The sequence below is a fragment of the Runella aurantiaca genome (assembly GCF_003339505.1).
Lineage (GTDB): Bacteria > Bacteroidota > Bacteroidia > Cytophagales > Spirosomataceae > Runella > Runella aurantiaca.
The window spans coordinates 25,919-44,642 of sequence record NZ_QPIW01000016.1; the positions used below are offsets into that span (position 1 = coordinate 25,919).

Genomic DNA, 18,724 nt, shown 5'->3' on the forward strand with positions numbered 1-18,724 from the left:
GAGATATTTATACTTCTTCGCCCTGCAACTGCTTCTCGTACAGCTCTTTATAGACGCCGTTTTGGTCCATTAAAAGTTCATGAGTACCTTGCTCTACGATTCGGCCTTCGTCCAACACAACGATAAAATCGGCTAGTTTCGCCGACGAAACCCGGTGCGAAATAATGACCGACGTACGGTCTTTCATGATGCGGCTCATGTTGTTCAAAATGGTGTTTTCGGTTTGCGTATCTACGGCGGAGAGGCAGTCGTCCAAAATCAATATTTTGGGGTCGCGGGCAATGGCACGGGCGATGGAAAGACGTTGTTTTTGGCCGCCCGAAAGCGTAATGCCTCGCTCACCGACGCGGGTGTTAAAGCCTTCTGGAAACTCAATGATGTTGGCGTAAAGGTCAGCGTCTTTGGTGGCTTGTTCAATTTTTTCAAATGACATTTCGGTTGAGCCAAACGACACGTTTGATTCGATGCTGTCGGAGAATAAAAATACATCTTGGGGCACATAGCCCATTTGCCCGCGTAGCGATTGCAGCTTGAAATCTTTAACGGGAATGCCATCAATCGAAATATCCCCTTCGGTGGGGTCGTACAGGCGCATGAGCAGATTAGCAACCGTACTTTTGCCCGAGCCTGTCGTGCCCAAAATGGCCACGGTTTCCCCCGATTTTACGCTTAGGTTAAAGTTTTTGAGGGCTTTGATGCCAGTATCGGGATAGTCAAAACTGACATTGCGGAAATGAATATCTCCGGCAATGTCATGTTCAAGGTTTTTGGTCGAAATCAAATCCGTTTTTGTGTTCAGAAACTCGTTGATGCGTTGCTGCGACGCCGCCGCCCGCTGCGTTTGGCTGGTGGTCCAGCCGAGCGCCATCACGGGCCAAGTGAGCATACTTACGTACAAAATAAACTCCGTAATGTTGCCGGGCGTCAGTCGACCCGACATGATTTCTTGCCCACCCACGAAGACAATAAGCACATTGCTCAGTCCCACGAGGACCATGATGAATGGGTAAAATAACGAGTCTACGATGGTCAATTTCAGTGACTTATTTCGGTAGTCGTTGCTTTGTTTGACGAAGTTGCGCAATTGCTCATGTTCGCGGACAAAGGCTTTGATAACCCGAATACCCGAGAACGATTCCTGTACGTAGGTCGAAACGCTGGAAAGTTGCGCCTGCAATTCTTCCGAGCGCTTCATGATAATGGTGTTGACAAAATAAATGCTGAGTGATAGAATCGGCAGTGGCAGCAACACGTAAAATGTCAATTTGGCATTGACCGAAACCATGTAGCTGATGACCAGTATAAACAGCGTTATTAAATTGATACCGTACATGATGGACGGGCCTACGTACATGCGTACTTTGCTGACATCTTCGGAGATACGCGCCATCAAATCACCCGTATTTTGGCGACGAAAGAAACTCAACGGCAGGGTTTGGTAATGAGCGTAAATCTCGTTTTTGAGGTCATACTCAATGTGTCGCGACATGACGATGAGGGTTTGGCGCACCAAAAACAAAAATATCCCTTTCAGCAAGGCCATGATAAGAATCAAAATCCCGTAGAGTAAGATACTAAACGCGAAGATGTCGTAAAGATTGGCTTGGAGCGAAGAGCCTTTGAAGAGAAAGTACACATCAAGCGTATCTTTCACTAAATCAAGCGCATAACGGACCAGTTGGGCGGGAATGATTCCAAAAAGATTGGAAATAATCGTAAAAACAGTCCCCAAAATTAGGTACCATTTGTATTTAACTAAGTATTTGTTGAGGTGAGCGAGTGCTTTCAAAATGACGCTTGTAGTTGGGTTGCGGGACTGTATTTCGTCTACTCTATCGGTTTTAACACCAAATTTTCAGAAAACGTTTGCCGAGAAGCCAAAGAAACTACCCGAAAAGGGAGCATTGTGGGTTAGTTTTCCTCTTCTTCAATTATATTAAAATCCTTCCAAAAATCATCATCAAAGGTCATGCTTTGTTCCGAAAAAGAGGTATCAATTCTCAAAATTTGATTTAATGGAAATTTTTGCACGTTACGATTGCTGATGTGAGTAGTTACAAAAGCCATTTGATTATGGAGGCCGACCCCCACTTCAATGCGCTTGGGGGCGTTTTTGGGGCGCGTTCCTTTGGGCCAGACATAATATTCGTACTGAAAGTCATTCACCACACGGGCATCGTGCAGGTACCATTTGCCCTCAAAAGGAGCGTAATTGATGTAGTATTGACGGTGTTTGAGGCGTATACCTGGATAGCTGAGTTCGTATTGACGCAATGCGGCATCGCTCAATTCGTATTCTGCTTTAACCACCGCGAGGCTTTCAGTTTCGATGTAAAGTGTTCCTTTGTAGGCCGCAAATCGCTGATTAACTGAGCGTTTGGTGACGGAATTGTTTTTGAAGTTGATTTTGTACAGAAAAGTGTTGCCGATGCTTTGGGCGCCGTCGTATTCAAAAGTGTAGGAATTTAAGTCATACAAGGGAAAATCGCGCGCTCGGACCACGTCCAGAAAATAGCCAAGATACGGTCCGTTGGTGATGCTCGGAATAGGGCACGTATCATTTTGGACAGTAACAACGGCGGTCGGTAGTTCTTTCTTGCGGCCCTTAATCATCCGCGCCTGATCGGGGATGTTGGTATCCACGCCCGATTTATAAAGTTGAATTACCCCTTCCGAAAACGCAAAGTATTGATTCACCTGTGCTTGTTTGACAGATTCTCGGTAAAAACCTTCAATAATGCTGGGGTTTTGGTCATAATTTTGGGGAATGAGCGCTACGACTTGGTAAATGATTTCGGTGGGGTTTACGGGCTTCACCACCACTTCTTTCAGTCGAATGGCGTTTACGTTCAGTTTGATTTCCAGCGGGCTTGACTGAACGGCAGCTTTGACGGGGATTTGGAACGATTCAAACCCCATGCAATTGATAATGAGCACCTCCGAAGCGTATTGTTGGCTTAGTTTTAAGCTAAATCGCCCCTGCTCATTGGCCACCGTTCCGACGCTTTTGCCCACAATGCCCACACCCGCGAAGGAAACGGGTTGATTATTAGAGACATCCAAAACGCGCCCTTCAATGGTGATGGTTTGGGCGTAGGAAAAAGTGCACCAAGCCATAAGCACACTCAATAGCAGGGTTTTCATGTCGTGTTTTTGTTATGATTTGGCCGAATTTGATAAAACCAACTCAAATTGCACTTCCCTGACGGGGCGGCCCCATTCGGCGTGGAAGCGTTCGCCCGTGAGTTGGAAACCAAAAGAATCGTACAAATGCAGTGCGGCATTCAATTCATCAAAGGTTTCAAGCGTGATTTTTTGATAGCTCACTTCACGACAAAAATCAATGGCGAGTTGCATCAATTGACGCCCCAACCCACGCCCTCGCACCGAAGGGTGCAGAATGAGCGACCGCAGATGCGCCACGCCAGGACTTTCTTCGTACACCAGAATACAGCCCACGATGTGTTCGTCGGTTTCGGCCACCCATAAACGTTCCTTTTCGGGAGCATAATGTTGGATAAAATGCGTCAGAAAAGTAGCCACTTCAATGTCGTTCAGGAGGGTCATTCCGTACTCTTTGGCGTAAATGATACCTACTAAATAGGTAATGTACCCAAGGTCTCCGGGACGAATATCGGTACGAACAGTGATGGCAGACATAGCGTGATGGATTCGCAGAATCAGGAATTGAATTGAAGGGGCAAAATAGGGCGGATTTGGTTGAACACAAAATTCAGGGCTCACTTTCTACGGTTTCGTTTTGAATCTGACTAACTTTAGGACTTTAACTCCGGAAGATTTCTTTATGTTCAAGATTGTCAGTTCGTCGGCAGGGTCGGGAAAAACCTACACGCTTACCAAAGAATACCTCAAACTCGCCTTGCAAAGCGACAACGCCTATTATTTCAAGCATATTTTGGCCATCACGTTTACCAAGGCCGCCACACGTGAGATGAAAGACCGCATCATGGTCAAGTTGGAGGCGTTTGCCAACGGCCAGGAAGACCCGATGCTGCAGGACATTATTCTGGAGTTATACCCCGAATCCCTTGCCGACCGCGAAGGCGCTTACAAGCTCCGCGAACGCGACATTCGTAACCGAGCCAACCGCGTTTTTAAACAAATTTTGCACGATTACAGTGACTTTGCCATTCTGACCATCGACAGTTTTGTGCAACGGGTGGTGAGCGCGTTTACCGATGAACTGGGGATTCCGTTTTCGTTTGAGGTGGAGATGGAAGCGGGAGAGTTACTTCTGATGGCCGTAGAACGAATGCTCGAAAAAACAGGTGACGACGCTTATACCGAGTTGACGGATATTCTCGAATCTTTTTATTTGGAAGCGGGGCAGGAAGGGAAAAATTACCACAGCTTGCCCGAAGCGATGGCGGGTTTTGCCAACGATTTGCTCAATGAGCAACGCTATGCCGCCATCATGAAAAATGCGCATCTGTCGGCCAAAGACTTTAAAAAGATTCGGCGACAACTGGTGAGCGCGTTGCGTAAGTGGGAGAACCAACTGGTGCAATGGGCCGAGAAAGGGCATCAACTGATACTAGAAAGTGGCTTGGACGAGAAAGATTTTTCGTACGGAACGGTGTTTCGGTATTTCAAAAAACGCACCGATACTTCCGAAGCGATGACCGAGCCAGGAGCGCGTGAAAAAGACGCTTTTGAAAACGACAAAGGCTGGCTCACCAAAACCGCCCGCCCGTTTGTGGTCGAAGCGGTGGCGCAGATAAAACCGCAATTGGTGGATTTTTACGAACGAATTGAAGAAAATCGTTTGGCGGTGAGTGGGTATTATTTTTTGTACCAACAGCTCATTCCGCACCTGTATCATCTGTCGCTGTTGAATGAAATTAAGGAGGAATTTGACCGTCAGTTGCGGGAAAATAACCGCGTGCATATCTCGGAGTTTAACCAAAAAATCCTGCAAATCGTGACCGAAGACCCCGTGCCGTTTATTTATGAGCGGATGGGGGAGAAGTTTAACCATATTCTGATTGACGAGTTTCAGGATACGTCCAAATTGCAATTTGCCAATGTGTTGCCGCTGATTGACAATAGCCTCGGCTACGACCACTTCAACCTCGCGGTGGGGGATTCTAAGCAGGCCATTTACCGTTTTCGGGGGGGCGACATGGACCAAATTATCGCGCTGCATTCCCAAAATCTCGGCCGATTGGCGCAATCTTTGGGCGACAGCGAATTGACGGTGGAGCGTCTAGAAAGCATTCAGTGGCATTTGACGGGCGATGTGCTACGGATCAATCGTCGGAGTGCCAAAGAAATCATTGAGTTCAATAACGCGTTTTTTGGCAGAATTGAAGAACTCTATCGCGATCAATTTCCGCTTTCCCACGATGTGTTTGAGCAGGTGGCGCAGGAGTTGCCACCCAATCCCAAAACGGGCGGTGAAGTGCAGATTGAGTTTATTCCTGCCCTTAATAACGACACCAACGACGACGACGATACGCCCGCCATGATTAACCGCACGCTGGCCCTGATTCAGCAAGCAACCGAAATCGACGGGTTTAGCGTGGGCGATATTTCGGTGCTGTGTCGGTACAAGAAAGATGCAAAAAAAATAGCTAATCATCTGAAAGAGAATGGATACAATATCATTTCCGACGATTCGCTTTCGCTGCGTTTTTCGGGGGCAGTCAATTTGGTGACGGCCTTCATGCGCGTGCTTGTCAAGCCCGACAGCCGATTGGATAAGTACGAAGCGCTGTATTTATTTTTCCGAATGATTGTCAAACGCATTCCCGACAACAAAGACAATCAACGCCTAAAAACGGTGGTGGAGTCGCACGATGTGCGGGAGTTTTACGTGTTTATCAATGAATGTTTACGGCAAGTCAAGGCCGAAGCGGGCGAACTGAAAGAAGGCGATGTCATTGATGCATTTTTGAATCCGTACCGATTGCTCCAAATCAGTGCGTATGAGCTGGCCGAAAAATTGGTGCAGACGTTTGGGTTGTTTGAAATCGTAGAAGAACGTGATTATCTGTTTCGTTTTCTGGACGTAGTTTTGGAATTCAATACCAAACGCGGTAGTCATTTGGCCGATTTTCTGGACTATTGGGAAACCCAAAAAGAGAAGATTTCCATTTCGGCACCGTCCGACCCCAATGCGATTACGGTACAGACCATCCACCGTTCCAAAGGCTTGGAGTACCCCGTGGTGATTATTCCGTACGCCGACTGGGATTTTGTGCCCAATGCCAAGCGCGATTCGATGTGGGTAAATCTTGACCCGTCAGAGGAGTTGGGCATTGGCGGTTTTAGTACAAAAGACGCTGAAAGTGGTGAAATGATTGAACACACGGAGACCAAGTGGCTCCAAACGGGTTCTGTTCAAGTAAAAGAGACATTATTGCAGACTACCGAGTCGGTAGCCTCGCAGTATAAGGAGGAGCGTGAGCGCGTGTTTGTCGAAAATCTAAACCTGTTGTACGTGGCGTTTACGCGTCCGACCAAAAAACTGTACGTGTTGGCCAAAGAAGAAAATTTTGCCAAAATCAAATCTCCCAGAAAAGTAAGTTTTTGGCTGTATCAGTATTTGGAAAGCACACCAGAACCCGCAATCGGGAGCCTTGAAACACTGGTGCAACTCACCCCGCGTACACCTCACCCTGCCGTTCAGACACCCACTTTTTATGTCCCGCAGATTATTTCTACGGACCGTAGCCGCGAGTTGCGCCTCCGGCGCTTGGCCAACCGCATCTTTGACGTCGAAACTTTTGAGAAAAAACGCGACCACGGAAACAAAGTTCACTACGCTCTTTCGATGGTACGTACGCCCGATGACGTCCCCTCGGCCTTGGTGCGAATGCAAACGGAAGGCATGATTGAGAAAATTGAAGCCGAAGATATTCGTAAGAGCCTCGATAAAATTCTTCAACACCCTGATTTACAAGGGCTATTTGAAATTGAGTCCAACGTCATCAATGAGCGCGAAATTTTAACCCCCGACGGCAATATTCACCGCCCCGACCGGGTGGTTCATTTGGCCGATAGGGTCGTAATCGTTGATTACAAAACGGGTATTCCGCTCGAAAGTCACACTATACAGATTAAACGTTACGCGAATCTTTTCTACCAAATGGGCTACCCAAAGGTTGAGTCTTTGCTGGTTTATATTGAGCGAAATGAGGTAATCAGGGTTTGAATATTAAATTTCGTATTTTTTTTAGAATTGTGGTGACTTTTTGGGTCGTTTTTGCGTATGTTATGTATAGTGTATACAAGCCCCAACCCTCCACCACATTATGGACCCTTTTTTTTACTTTGATGAAGATGAGTTTGAGACCCCCGAGCCCGTAATGTTCGTTGCGGAAAGCGAGGTTATTTCACCAACCTGTACACAGGATAGCGTGAATATGTCTGCTCAAAATAAGGTGAGTTGCGATAAATAAATTCGAGTTGCGCCGCGCCGCTTTTGGCAAAAGCCTCATCTGTCTTTTTGCGTTCTTCCAATTTTTGTTTCAGTGCCGCATCTTTGCGCAGCATTTCAGCCGCAATGTCTTCAAAAACGTAGGCTGAAAAATGCTCTTTTTGTCCTAAGATACTATCGAAAAAGTTCCACGCAAAAAATGAATCGGGACCTTGAGGTTCAAGGGTTTCGATGAGGTAGCGATTGGATTTTTGGTTGGTTTCAATAAGATAATCCCCTTTGTAAAATTGTATTTTCTGCGTCTCTTTTCTGACCGTTACGCCCGTATGGTTATAATGACCTTCGTAAGGCTTTTGGGGGATTTTGTAATCTTCAATATAGTATACTTCCACTTCCATTTCGGTATCTTTTTCTAAAGATTTTAGCGTTACCCCATTGATTTTGAGGAGTTCTGCCACCCGCGCCCAACTTTGCGGCAACACGTAGGCGTTTGGTTTCTGCACCGTGAGGTCGGCTACGTAGTGGTCAAAAAAGGGAATACGTTTGGTAAACGGCTCGCTGCGCTCGTAATACAAACGATTCAGTCCGCTCACTTCGCTGGGTTTGTACTTGGCCGCAAAGCCTTTGAAAGTAATCGAATCGGCCACGCTGCGGTCCAATTTCCAGCTTAACGGAAAAGACTTTTGGGCCGCCACGGCTTCATCGGCTTTTTGTTTGTTGGCAATCAGCGTCGTCGCGTGTTTGGTGCTTAGGTTGAGGGTCGTTTCCATAAACACGTAAGTGCCTTTGACCCGCGTAGGGTAATCTTTCAGCATGTGCAATTCAACCACGAAGGTTTCGCAATTGAACAGTGAGGCGTAGCCCGAACTATACCTAGGGGCATCGTTGAATCCCGAATAACCCGTTTCGGGGGTGCTGCCGAAGGCGTTTACATAAGGCACTGGGTCAAATCCCGATTTTGATAATTGAGCGTCCAAAGCGGGCTTAAACTCTTTGGTGAAAAAGGCCGAAACAATCGGATTAAACTTGTCTTTTTGGGTTGGAAAATACGTAACAGCGTGCTGATAATCAGCGCCATTGGAGGTGTGGTTGTCTACGATGATGTGAGGCTTCCACGCCTGAAACATCTTTTGCCACGACTCCGAATTTTTAGAATCCGTTTTGATAAAATCGCGGTTTAAATCATAATTCCGTGAATTTGCCCGAAATCCGTAACTGTTGGGGCCGTTCTGATTAGGGCGTGACACACCCCGGTTAAGGATACCGTCGATGTTGTAGACCGGCACAATGCACAGCAACACATTGGGGGGCAGCATGTTCTTTTCCAACAGTTCCCGCGCCCACATCATGCTGGCGTCAATGCCTTCGGGTTCGCCGGGGTGGATGCCATTATTGATTAATAGAGTTACTTTATCAGCCTGAGGTTTGAAGACTTTATTGGCCGATAACACAAACAAATGCAACGGTTTGCCAATGTCGCTCGTGCCTACTTCGAGTAGCGTGGCTTGGTCATATTTTTGGTCTAAGGCTTGGTAAAAGCGGATGACTTCGTCGTACGTGGCGGTTTCTTGCCCTTTGCTTTTTTCGTAGGAAGTAAGTTGAGCAAAGAGTGCGTTGGACAACAAAAGCAGTAAAAATAACTTTTTCATAAGGTGGGAAGTAGATGAAGTGGTTGGTTTATTGACAAGTTTATGGTGCAAGTATCGGTAAAAAATAGACGCAACATCAAGCCTTAGCGCCCACAAATTTCTTTATAGTCACAATATTGACAAGCTTGGGTATGGTCAGTTTTACGGAAAGGTTCGTCGGTATTGAGGAGTTTTTCGGTGATAAAAGCCCTGAGGTATTCCTCCGAATGCGCTACGTAACTTTCGGGGTCGTTGGCTTGGTCAAATTGCAGGGGATTTTCGATGAAACCTCGTTTAATATTTCGCAATGAATAAAATCCAGACGTTACCTCATAGTTGTCCAAGTGAAAATCCTGACCGCGTAGGTTGAGGCCTTGGTCGCGTAGCATCTGTTTGTAAATCAAGTACTGATAAATCCATAATTGCCTGATTTTTTCGTAGTTGCTGTTGCTGCCAGAGGTCATAATGTCGGCCAGTTTATCGGGCGTGACTTTGGGGAGTTGTTCGATTTTTCCTGTTTTATAATCAGCTACGCGAATGACGTTATCCACCAACTCAATGCGGTCAATTTTTCCCGCCACTTTAAACAAAATCGTCTTGTCGCCCCATTGCAGTGGCAACGTCGCCGATAGTTTTCGCTCGGTAGCCAGCACCACCAGCGAATCGTTGCGCGTGCGCTGTTCCCGCAAGAAGTCCACCACGGTTTGTTCGGCCACTTGATACAACAGCCGATTGATGCCCGATTCGGCATCATAACCACCAAATTGTTTATCAAATTCTTCGCGTAAAATCGCTTTTACTTCCTCGTCGGTGATGGGTTTGTTTTCCATCAGGTATTCTAAGTCGATGCGTTCCAGTACTTTGTGAATCCAAGAACCAAAATCGGCCGAACCAATGCGCTCTTCCACTTCTTCGTCTTCCGACACGCCCGCAATGCGGTTAAAATAATACTGGAGCGAGCATTTTAGGTACTGGTTTAAATGAGTAGCATACAACCCGTCTTTTTCGAGAGAGGCAATGAGAAAGGCAATCGTTTCGGGCGTTTTGGGCACAGTCCAATCAATTGTGGCGGCCTTTTGTCGCGCTATCTGTACTTTTTGTTCGTCTTCTCCCTGTTTGTCGGCCTCCTTAAACATCACCATCATCTCCTGATAACGAACGGTGCCTTTGTCTTTTGTCATGGGCACCAACTCGTGTTCTAGCTGACGAATAAAACGGCTTTTTTCGCCGCCGTTGTAGGTGCTTGGGTCGGTGACGTACACTAGGTGAACGTCCTTGGCGCGTTGGAGTAGGCGATAAAAATGGTAAGACATCACCGCGTCTTGGTCGCGGTAAATGGGCAAACCCGCCTCTTGGGCAATGTCCCACGGAATCAGCGAGTTTTGACGTTTTGAAGCAGGAAAAACGCCTTCATTCATCGAAAGAATAATAATGCGTTCAAAATCAAGGGCCTGTGTTTCGAGCATCCCCATGATTTGCAGTGGGCTGACGGGTTCGCCGCTGAAAGGAATCCGGGTTTGGCGGATGAGTTCGTACATAAATGCCTTGAAAGTCCGTAAGTTCAGCTTCTCGGCATGGCTTGAATTGAGGGTCGTTTCTAGTTGTTTTAGGAGGGTATAAAACAAATACAGGTACTCCGTCTCGATGGCGTTTTGGGTGTCTTTGTACACTTCGCGCAGCAAGTCGATGATGACGTACAGCGCTTTGATGACCGTGTGCGGGTTGTCGTCCCAGCGGCCAAACAGTGCCACAAAAAGCGGGTGATTTTCGCCCCATTCCAACAATTGTTTGGGGTCGAGGTACACAAAATTGCGCCGTTGTATCTCGCCAATGGTGGTCTGGATGATGCTCGGCGCGGTCGAATCGCGCTGTTGCAGCGCCAGAAATTCGTATCTCCTGATAAACGGGTGATTGAGTACTTTCTGAACCGTTCGGTGGTTGTATTTAGGGATTTTAACCGAACGTCCGTCTTTGGCCCGGAATTCTGCTACCGTAAACTGCAATTCAAACAGCGAGTCTACAAGCGTGAACAACAGCGAATTACGCAGCGTGAGACCCATCGTTACGTTGAGGTCACTGATGGTTTCGTCCAATCCGTTCAAGACAGGAACCAGCAGGTTTTCGTCGGCGAGTACCATTGCCACGGGGCGGTTTTCGGTGCCGCCTTGCTCATCGGTGCACCATTGTTGGTAAAGTTCGCCCGCTACTTTGGCCTGCATTGAGGCATTCGGAACTGCATAAACCGTAATGTCTTTGGGCGTTTGGAGAATATGGTTTTCGGTCCATTTCCATTCGCCCGCCCACGCGGCATCCCGGTAGCCGCGCAACGCTTTTCCTCCTTCGATGTAGGGATTTTCGCGCATGTAGTAATGATCGGTATCCCACAGAATTTCAGCGCGTTGGGCTTTGATAAGGGCCCGAATGATTTTTTCTTGTGCGGCACTCAAAGCGCTTAATCCGACAAAATAAAAGTCGGGGGAGGAGTCCTCAACGGTTTCTTCAGAGGTTGGTTGGTTGGTCTCTTCTTTGTCGTTCAACAAAAGTTCAAACGTATTTTCGGCCAACGTACGGTAGGCCAAACCGCGATAAACGCGCTTTTTGGACTGAAGGTGTTGTCGAAAACGTTGGTATACTTCTCGTAAATTAGAGAACAGCTCAAAGTAGGCCTTGATGCGCTCAGAGTCGGTCGAAACTTTGTTTTTGGGCCAGTCAATCTCCCAGCGCTCAATGGCTTTGGCTTCGGTGATGTAGTCGAATAAATAATCGGAATCAACGAGGTATTGGTCTATTAAATCAAAATCCCGCAGCAGCATACTGCCCCATTGCAAGTAGCGCTCAAAGGTGATGTTTTTATCAACTTCTTTGAAAATGTCAAATAATTCGAACAGCAAACTAACGTTGTCGGCAATTTCCACGCCGCATTTTTGGGTCACAAAATCGTCGATAGCCAACACTTCTGGGGCCAAAAAGGGACGGTCAGCACACTGAGCCAGTGCTCGTTTAAAAAAATAAGCGGCCCGCCGGGTAGGCACAATTATTAATAAATTCTCAATGCGCTTTGTATGTCTTTTTGTTTCAAAAATATACTTCGCTGATTTCTCAAGAAAAGATTCAAGCATTTTGTGGAATGAGCTATTTGTGGATGTTAATGAGCATTATGTCCATGAAAAACATCTTAAATGAATGTTACAAAAAGTATGCTGTTGAATGATATTTATCTTTTTTTATTTTTTTGACTTGTGTGTTTGCTCCCTATTTTCGCAATAACAATTTTCAAAGTTAGTTGTTTTACTGCTTGTGAGCAGTATCACCATTTTTATTTTAACCTAAAAACCAAACTAAATCTTATGCGGAAATTTTTACTGGCAGGCGTCTGCCTGTTGATGTCTATTTGTGTTCAGCTTCGGGCACAAGAGCGCACGGTTACTGGGACCGTTACCAGCAGCGACGATGGGTCGCCTCTTCCTGGGGTAAGCGTATTAGTGAAAGGGACCACCAAAGGAACCAACACGGATGCGGAAGGGAAATATCGAATTAGTTTATCAGCGGGTGCGCAATTGGTATTCAGTTATGTGGGATTCTTGAAAAGTACTCTGGATATTGGTGCGAAAAGCGTGGTGGATGTGGCGTTGTCGCCCGACGACAACAACCTGAATGAAGTTGTGGTAACGGCCTACGGTGGTTCAACGGCTAAGAAGAACCTCACAAGTGCGGTAGCTCAGGTAAGCGGAAAAACCATCGAAAACCTGCCGTTGCAGTCGGTCGACCGTGCTTTGCAGGGTCGCGCTGCGGGGGTACAAGTAACTTCTTTGAGTGGACAACCGGGCGGTGGAATCAACGTTCGGGTGCGTGGGGTAGGTTCTATCAACGCAGGAAATGAGCCGCTTTACATCATTGACGGAGTACAAGTAGCCAGCGGTGGTCTTTCTTCCACGGCAAGTTCAAACGTATTGGCCTCACTCAACCCTAACGATATTGAGTCGATTCAGGTGTTGAAAGACGCGGCAGGCTCGGCCATTTACGGTGCTCAGGGAGCAAATGGTGTAGTGTTGATTTCTACCAAACGCGGAAAAGCCGGTAAAACCAAGTTTACGGTTTCGTATCAAGAAGGCTCTACGCAGTTGCTTAAGAAACTGGATGTGCTTACGGCTTCTCAATTTGCAACGCTCAAAATCGAAGGCTTTGTCAATCGTGCTTTGGCAACCAACCAATCGGTAGAAACTGCCCGGGCCAATGCCATTGCCCAATACGGCGACCCTGCAACGGTTCAGAATACCGATTGGCAAGATTATGTATTCCGTACGGGACGTCTTCGTTCTATCAACGCTTCGGCGGCGGGTGGCGACGGAAAAACAAATTTCCGTCTATCAACTGCTTATGACTACAATGCGGGTCAGGTAATTAAATCTGACTTTGGTCGCGGAACCGTTCGTTTGAACGTAGACCATCAGGCAACCAAAAAGTTGAAATTTGAAACATCCATCGGTTTAGCGGCTACCAAGCAAAACGGAGCCATCGCCGACGGTGCGTTTATCAACAGTCCGTTTTTTGCGGCGGCTTTGATTTTACCAGGCCAACCTGTTTACAAAGAAGATGGCTCTTACAATGCGCCATTGACGGGAGCCTTCAGCTATAACCCGGTACAAAGTGTTGAGTATGAAACACGTCTTAACACAACGGTACAAACGGTCAGCAACTTTGCCCTCAACTATGAAATTGTTCCGGGCTTAAAGTTCCGTTCTTTCTACGGAATCGACTATGCCAACAACCGTGACGATGCTTACCGCGATCCAATTGTACCCCAATTTGCATCAACAGGTGGTAGCTCAACGGTTAATAGCCGCTATACCCTCAACTGGAATACGGCTCAAACATTGAGTTGGAACAAATTATTTGCCAACGATCACGACATCACTGTTTTGGGTGGTGGAGAGTATCGTGAAGAAGTACGCGAAACCGTAACAGCAACTGGTCAGGGATTTCCTAACGGACTTTTCAGGACATTGGCCGCGGCGGCGCGCCCGATTACTACCACTGGTACGTATACCACATGGCGTATTGCCAGTTTGTTTGGTTCGGCAAACTACTCATTTAAAGAAAAATACTTAGCAACGGCAACGTTACGTTACGATGGTTCATCTCGTTTTGGAGCCAACACCCGCTACGGACTTTTCCCAGCGGCATCGGTTGGGTATCGTTTGTCGGAAGAAAGTTTTATGAAGGGTCTTGGCTGGTTGTCTGAGTTGAAAATCTTTGCTGGTTACGGTAAAGCAGGTAACAATAACATCGACAACTTTGCTTCACGTGCCTTGTTTGGATTGGGTGGACAATACATCGACCTTCCTGGGGTACGTCCTTCGCAATTGGGTAACGCAAACCTTTCTTGGGAAGTAGCCACTACCATCAACGCAGGGGTTAACTACTCTCTCTTCAATGGTCGTATTTATGGAGAAGTTCAGGCGTATCGCAAGGTCAACGATCGACTTTTACTTTCTCGTCCATTGCCAGATGATAGCGGTTTCGGGTCTATTTTTGAAAACCTCGGAAAAGTAGAAAACAAAGGGTTAGAGATAGAATTCAACCATATCAACGTCAATCGTGGTGGATTTAAGTGGGAAACCAACTGGAACGTGTCGTTTCAGCGTAACAAAATCCTTCAATTATTACCCGGACAGGACCGCATCGGAACGGGTTTGCGCGTGGGAGAACCAACGTCAATCCACTGGTATCCAACCTATGCAGGAGCCAATCCCGCCGACGGTCGCTCGATGTGGCTCGATACACTCGGCAACCTCACGTACACCGTTCAGGCGCGTGACTCACGGGTTCAGGGGACTCCACTGCCCAAAGGATTTGGTGGTGTGACCAACCGCTTGTCGTACAAAGGCCTTTCATTGGAGTTCTTTTTACAGGGGCAATGGGGGAATAAATTGCTGAATAACAACGGTTTCTTTATGGAAAGTTCAGCTTCGGCGGGTTGGAACAACTTGCAAAGCCAGCTTGATCGTTGGACAACGCCAGGACAAATTACCCGCGTGCCGAGAGCGTACGAAGGGGGCACCGAACCGGGTAGCAGTTCTCTCCAAACATTTTCGACGAAACAACTTGAAAACGGGGGCTACGTTCGCCTAAAACAAGTGACCCTCAGCTATGATTTGCCGTCGCGGTTGGTTAAAAAAGCGGGCATGAGCCGGGTGAATTTGTTTGCACAAGCTATCAACCTATTGACGTGGACGGCCTACACAGGCTTCGACCCTGAGGTATTGTCTATCGAAATCGGTACATATCCTCAAAGCAAGCAGATTACAGGCGGTATTCAAATCGAATTTTAACACCAAATCATTAGAACAAGATGTTGACAAGACAATTGAAAAATATAAGTTTAGCGGTGTTGGTGGCGGTTGCTTCTTCGTGCAGTGACCTACTCAATACAGAGCCAAAACAATCGGTGAGTTCCGATGTGGCACTCAAGGATATCACGGGGATTCGGGCGTTGCTGATTTCAGTGTATGACCGTCTGCAACCCAACACCTATTACGGTGCCCGTATCATGATTGCTCCTGAAATCATGGCAGATAACGTTCGTTTGACCAATACCAACTCAAACCGTTATTTCAACGAGCGTGTCAATGCCCCGAGCGCCCACATGCAGCAGTTTTGGGCCAATTATGCGGCAATCAATGAGGCTAACTTCATCATCAGTGCCATTGACGGAGCCAATACCACCACCGCCGACAAAGCCCAAATCAAAGGAGAAGCCCTTTTTCTGCGCGCTCTTTTGTATTTTGACATGGCTCGGGTGTTTGCCTACGAGCCTACCAAAGTGGTCAATGGGTTTAATGAAGGGTTGATTCTGCGCACTGAGCCTACCGACGATGTATCGAAGGCTGACCTTCGGGCACGTTCTACCATTGAAGAAACGTATCAATTTATTGAGAAGGATTTGAAGGATGCCATTGCTTCTTTTCCGGCTACGGGCAATCGCCTACGGGCCAACAAAGCTGCAGCTAACGCGCTTTTGGCTCGGGTGTACCTTTATTGGGAAAAATACGCAGATGCCATTACTTATGCTACGGCGGCTCTGGATGCTCCCAACGGCGCATCTTTGGTAAGTGGAGCCAATTATGTGGCAGCTTTTGCGGCAGCACCAAATCCTGAATCGTTCTTCGAAATCAACTATGTGCAGGCTACCGAGAGTTTGGGCGTGAATGAGTCTATGCACTCACTGACGACAAATTTAACGACTGGTAACTGGGGGGATGTAGTGCCAACCAATGAATTGCTGGGCCTCTACGAAGCGACGGACATCCGTCGTACGCAAGGATTTTTTGCCGCTACCAAAGGAGGAGAAGCGGTGTTTTTTAGCCGTAAATTCCCTGGTGCACGTGGGCCGTTCACCGATAACATCCCCGTGATTCGTTATTCAGAAGTATTGTTGATTCGTGCAGAAGCCTACGCCGCAACGGGCAAGGCTGATTTGGCCCTTGCCGATCTGAACCGCATTCGTACGCGGGCGGGTGCTACGCCAGTGGCGGCTACCGTAACAGGCACCGACCTGATAGATGCCATCATGCGCGAACGTCGTTTGGAATTGGTCTTGGAAGGCCACCGTTTCTTTGACCTGAAACGCCGTGGTGAGGTCATCACCAAGGCGGCGCTTTCTGCTCCCGTTCCTTACAGTGATTTTAGAATTTTGGCTCCACTTCCGGTGGGACAGATTCAACTTAACCCCAAGCTAAAACAAAATCCGGGCTATTAATTTTCGGTCGTTTGGCAATGGATAAATCATTGTTTGTCTGAAACATAAAAATGTAAAAATATGAAACATAAAATCATTTATTTTTTCGCGATGGGGCTGCTAACCCTGTCATTGAGCGGGTGTTTTGAGAATCCTACTTGGACCTACGACTCGGCCCCTGTTGCCGAATTTAAGAACCCTCGGGCAGGTTTTGCCACGCAACCCGCCAATAACGTATCCAACGGCGTATCCCAACGGACCATCCGTCAACTGTTGACCCGAGACAGTATTTTGGTTCAATTGGTAGGGCCGCAGCAAAGCGCACCCATTACGTTAGGTTATACGATTGATGCTTCTAAGAGCACTGCCGTGGAGAATGTTAACTATCGCATTCTCGAAACCAAAGGTTCGGTGACGATTCCAGCCAACAGCAGTTCGGCGTACATCAAATATGAGATTTTACCAGGAATTGCGGCTTCGGTTCCAGCTACGCAAAACTTTGCGTTGGTGATGACCCTATCTGGCAATGAGCAGGTAAAACCAAGTGAAAATTACAAAACGTTTACGGTGAATATTCGTCGATAAACGGGCATATTTCTTGGTTAAACAAAAGAAGCGGCGCCATTTATGGTGTCGCTTCTTTTGTTTCATTAGACGACACAAAAATCAACTTCGTCGATGCCAAATCAAAAACCGTTCTTTTTTGATTAAATAGCTATGAAATAAACCAAATCAGAACGCATAAGTCAGCCCTAAAGGGTATTTTTGCCCTTTATTTTAATAGATTTTTATCTACTACGAATACCTAACTGGAATGAGCAAACCTGTAAAATCAATTTTAACCGTACTTGTTATTTTAATCATCACTGGCTTGGCGTTTTATCCACGGCTCAAAGAATATACGTCCAAAAAGGAAGAAAAAGGAGCCGCTGCTCCTAAAGGCGGTGGCCCGGCAGCTCAGGGTAGTGCCAAAGGCGGCGCCTCGGCACCCATTAACATTATGGTTATCGGCAATCAGCGTTTAGAAGAGAAAATACTTTCGACGGGAACCATCATTGCAAACGAAGAAGTGGACATTCGTAGTGAAATAGCCGGACGTATCACTTCCATTAATTTTAAAGAAGGCGACTACGTAAAAAAAGGGACGGTGTTGGTGCGTATCAACGATGCTGATTTACAGGCCCAACTTCAAAAATTGCAATACCAGAAAAAATTGGCGGAGGTAAACGAAGAGCGTCAGAAAAAACTGTTGGAAAAAGAAGCGATTAGTCAACGTGATTATGACATCAGCTTGACCAACCTCAACAGCATGAATGCCGACATTCAGAACCTTGAAGCCCAAATTGCCAAAACCGTGATTCGTGCGCCGTTCGACGGCACCATCGGCTTGCGTTATGTGAGTGAAGGGAGTTATTTGTCGCCGGGGACGGTGGCGAAAATTGCTACCCTGACCAACGTAAATCCCGCTAAAATTGACTTCTCAGTTCCTGCTAAATACGCGACCAATGTTGCCAAAGGCACCGCTATTACGTTTACGACCGAAAGTGGCGATGAAAAATTTTATGGTCGCGTCTACGCCATCGAGCCAAAAATTGACCCCAATACGCGAACCCTCACGCTGCGGGCTACCAGCCCCAACAACAACCGTAAGCTGTATCCGGGGTCGTTTGCTCGGATTGAAATTATCCTCAATACCAAAGCAAACGGCATACTTGTACCTACCGAGGCCGTTATTCCGGGCCTGAAAGGTCACAGTGTGTTTGTGGTAAGAAATAATAAAGCCGAGCCTGTGGAAGTGCAAATCGGTACGCGCGGTGATAAAACCATTGAGATATACAAAGGGTTAAACGTAGGAGACACGCTTATCACCTCTGGAATTTTGCAGGTGAAGCCGGGAGGACCAGTTGACATCAAAGAAGCAATGGTTAAACAGTAATTTAGCCTGTTTTTGAAAAA

10 protein-coding genes are annotated in these 18,724 nt (G+C 47.0%); 5 read left to right on the forward strand and 5 right to left on the reverse strand.

All coding sequences use genetic code 11. The annotated features are described in order from the left end of the window. Positions 1-7: 7 nt before the first annotated feature. The 3 genes from DVG78_RS18355 to DVG78_RS18365 all read right to left on the reverse strand — a co-directional run bounded on the left by DVG78_RS18355 (position 8) and on the right by DVG78_RS18365 (position 3,660). Positions 8-1,789: an ABC transporter ATP-binding protein gene (locus DVG78_RS18355; RefSeq protein WP_114462509.1), complete on the reverse strand. Its 1,782-nt coding sequence runs from the start codon at positions 1,787-1,789 to the stop codon at positions 8-10. 122 nt (positions 1,790-1,911) lie between these two features. Then, positions 1,912-3,144: a carboxypeptidase-like regulatory domain-containing protein gene (locus tag DVG78_RS18360; protein WP_114462510.1), complete on the reverse strand. Its 1,233-nt coding sequence runs from the start codon at positions 3,142-3,144 to the stop codon at positions 1,912-1,914. Positions 3,145-3,156: 12 nt separating this feature from the next. Then, a complete protein-coding gene (locus DVG78_RS18365; protein ID WP_114462511.1) occupies positions 3,157-3,660 on the reverse strand; it encodes a GNAT family N-acetyltransferase in 504 nt (167 codons plus the stop codon). A 145-nt stretch (positions 3,661-3,805) separates the two neighbouring features. Between DVG78_RS18365 and DVG78_RS18370 the strand changes: the two genes are divergently transcribed. Further along, positions 3,806-7,177, forward strand: a complete 3,372-nt coding sequence (locus DVG78_RS18370; RefSeq protein WP_114462512.1) for a UvrD-helicase domain-containing protein — start codon at positions 3,806-3,808, stop codon at positions 7,175-7,177. 176 nt (positions 7,178-7,353) lie between these two features. On the opposite strand, the gene DVG78_RS18375 is transcribed toward DVG78_RS18370, so the two are convergent. Next, positions 7,354-9,051 (reverse strand): M14 family metallopeptidase, encoded by a 1,698-nt coding sequence (locus DVG78_RS18375; RefSeq protein WP_114462513.1) that lies wholly within the window; start codon positions 9,049-9,051, stop codon positions 7,354-7,356. 83 nt (positions 9,052-9,134) lie between these two features. Next, positions 9,135-12,149 carry a PD-(D/E)XK nuclease family protein gene (locus DVG78_RS18380; protein ID WP_114462514.1) on the reverse strand — a complete coding sequence of 1,005 codons (3,015 nt, stop codon included), beginning with the start codon at positions 12,147-12,149 and terminating at the stop codon, positions 9,135-9,137. A gap of 228 nt (positions 12,150-12,377) precedes the next feature. Here DVG78_RS18380 and DVG78_RS18385 point away from each other — a divergent pair, with 228 nt between their 5' ends. The 4 genes from DVG78_RS18385 to DVG78_RS18400 all read left to right on the forward strand — a co-directional run bounded on the left by DVG78_RS18385 (position 12,378) and on the right by DVG78_RS18400 (position 18,704). Continuing rightward, positions 12,378-15,362 (forward strand): SusC/RagA family TonB-linked outer membrane protein, encoded by a 2,985-nt coding sequence (locus tag DVG78_RS18385; protein WP_114462515.1) that lies wholly within the window; start codon positions 12,378-12,380, stop codon positions 15,360-15,362. 20 nt (positions 15,363-15,382) lie between these two features. Continuing rightward, positions 15,383-16,789, forward strand: a complete 1,407-nt coding sequence (locus tag DVG78_RS18390) for a RagB/SusD family nutrient uptake outer membrane protein (protein WP_114462516.1) — start codon at positions 15,383-15,385, stop codon at positions 16,787-16,789. 60 nt (positions 16,790-16,849) lie between these two features. Beyond that, positions 16,850-17,353 carry a hypothetical protein gene (locus tag DVG78_RS18395; RefSeq protein ID WP_114462517.1) on the forward strand — a complete coding sequence of 168 codons (504 nt, stop codon included), beginning with the start codon at positions 16,850-16,852 and terminating at the stop codon, positions 17,351-17,353. A 229-nt stretch (positions 17,354-17,582) separates the two neighbouring features. After that, positions 17,583-18,704, forward strand: coding sequence for an efflux RND transporter periplasmic adaptor subunit (locus tag DVG78_RS18400; RefSeq protein ID WP_114462518.1), 1,122 nt, complete (start codon positions 17,583-17,585; stop codon positions 18,702-18,704). Positions 18,705-18,724: the final 20 nt, after the last annotated feature.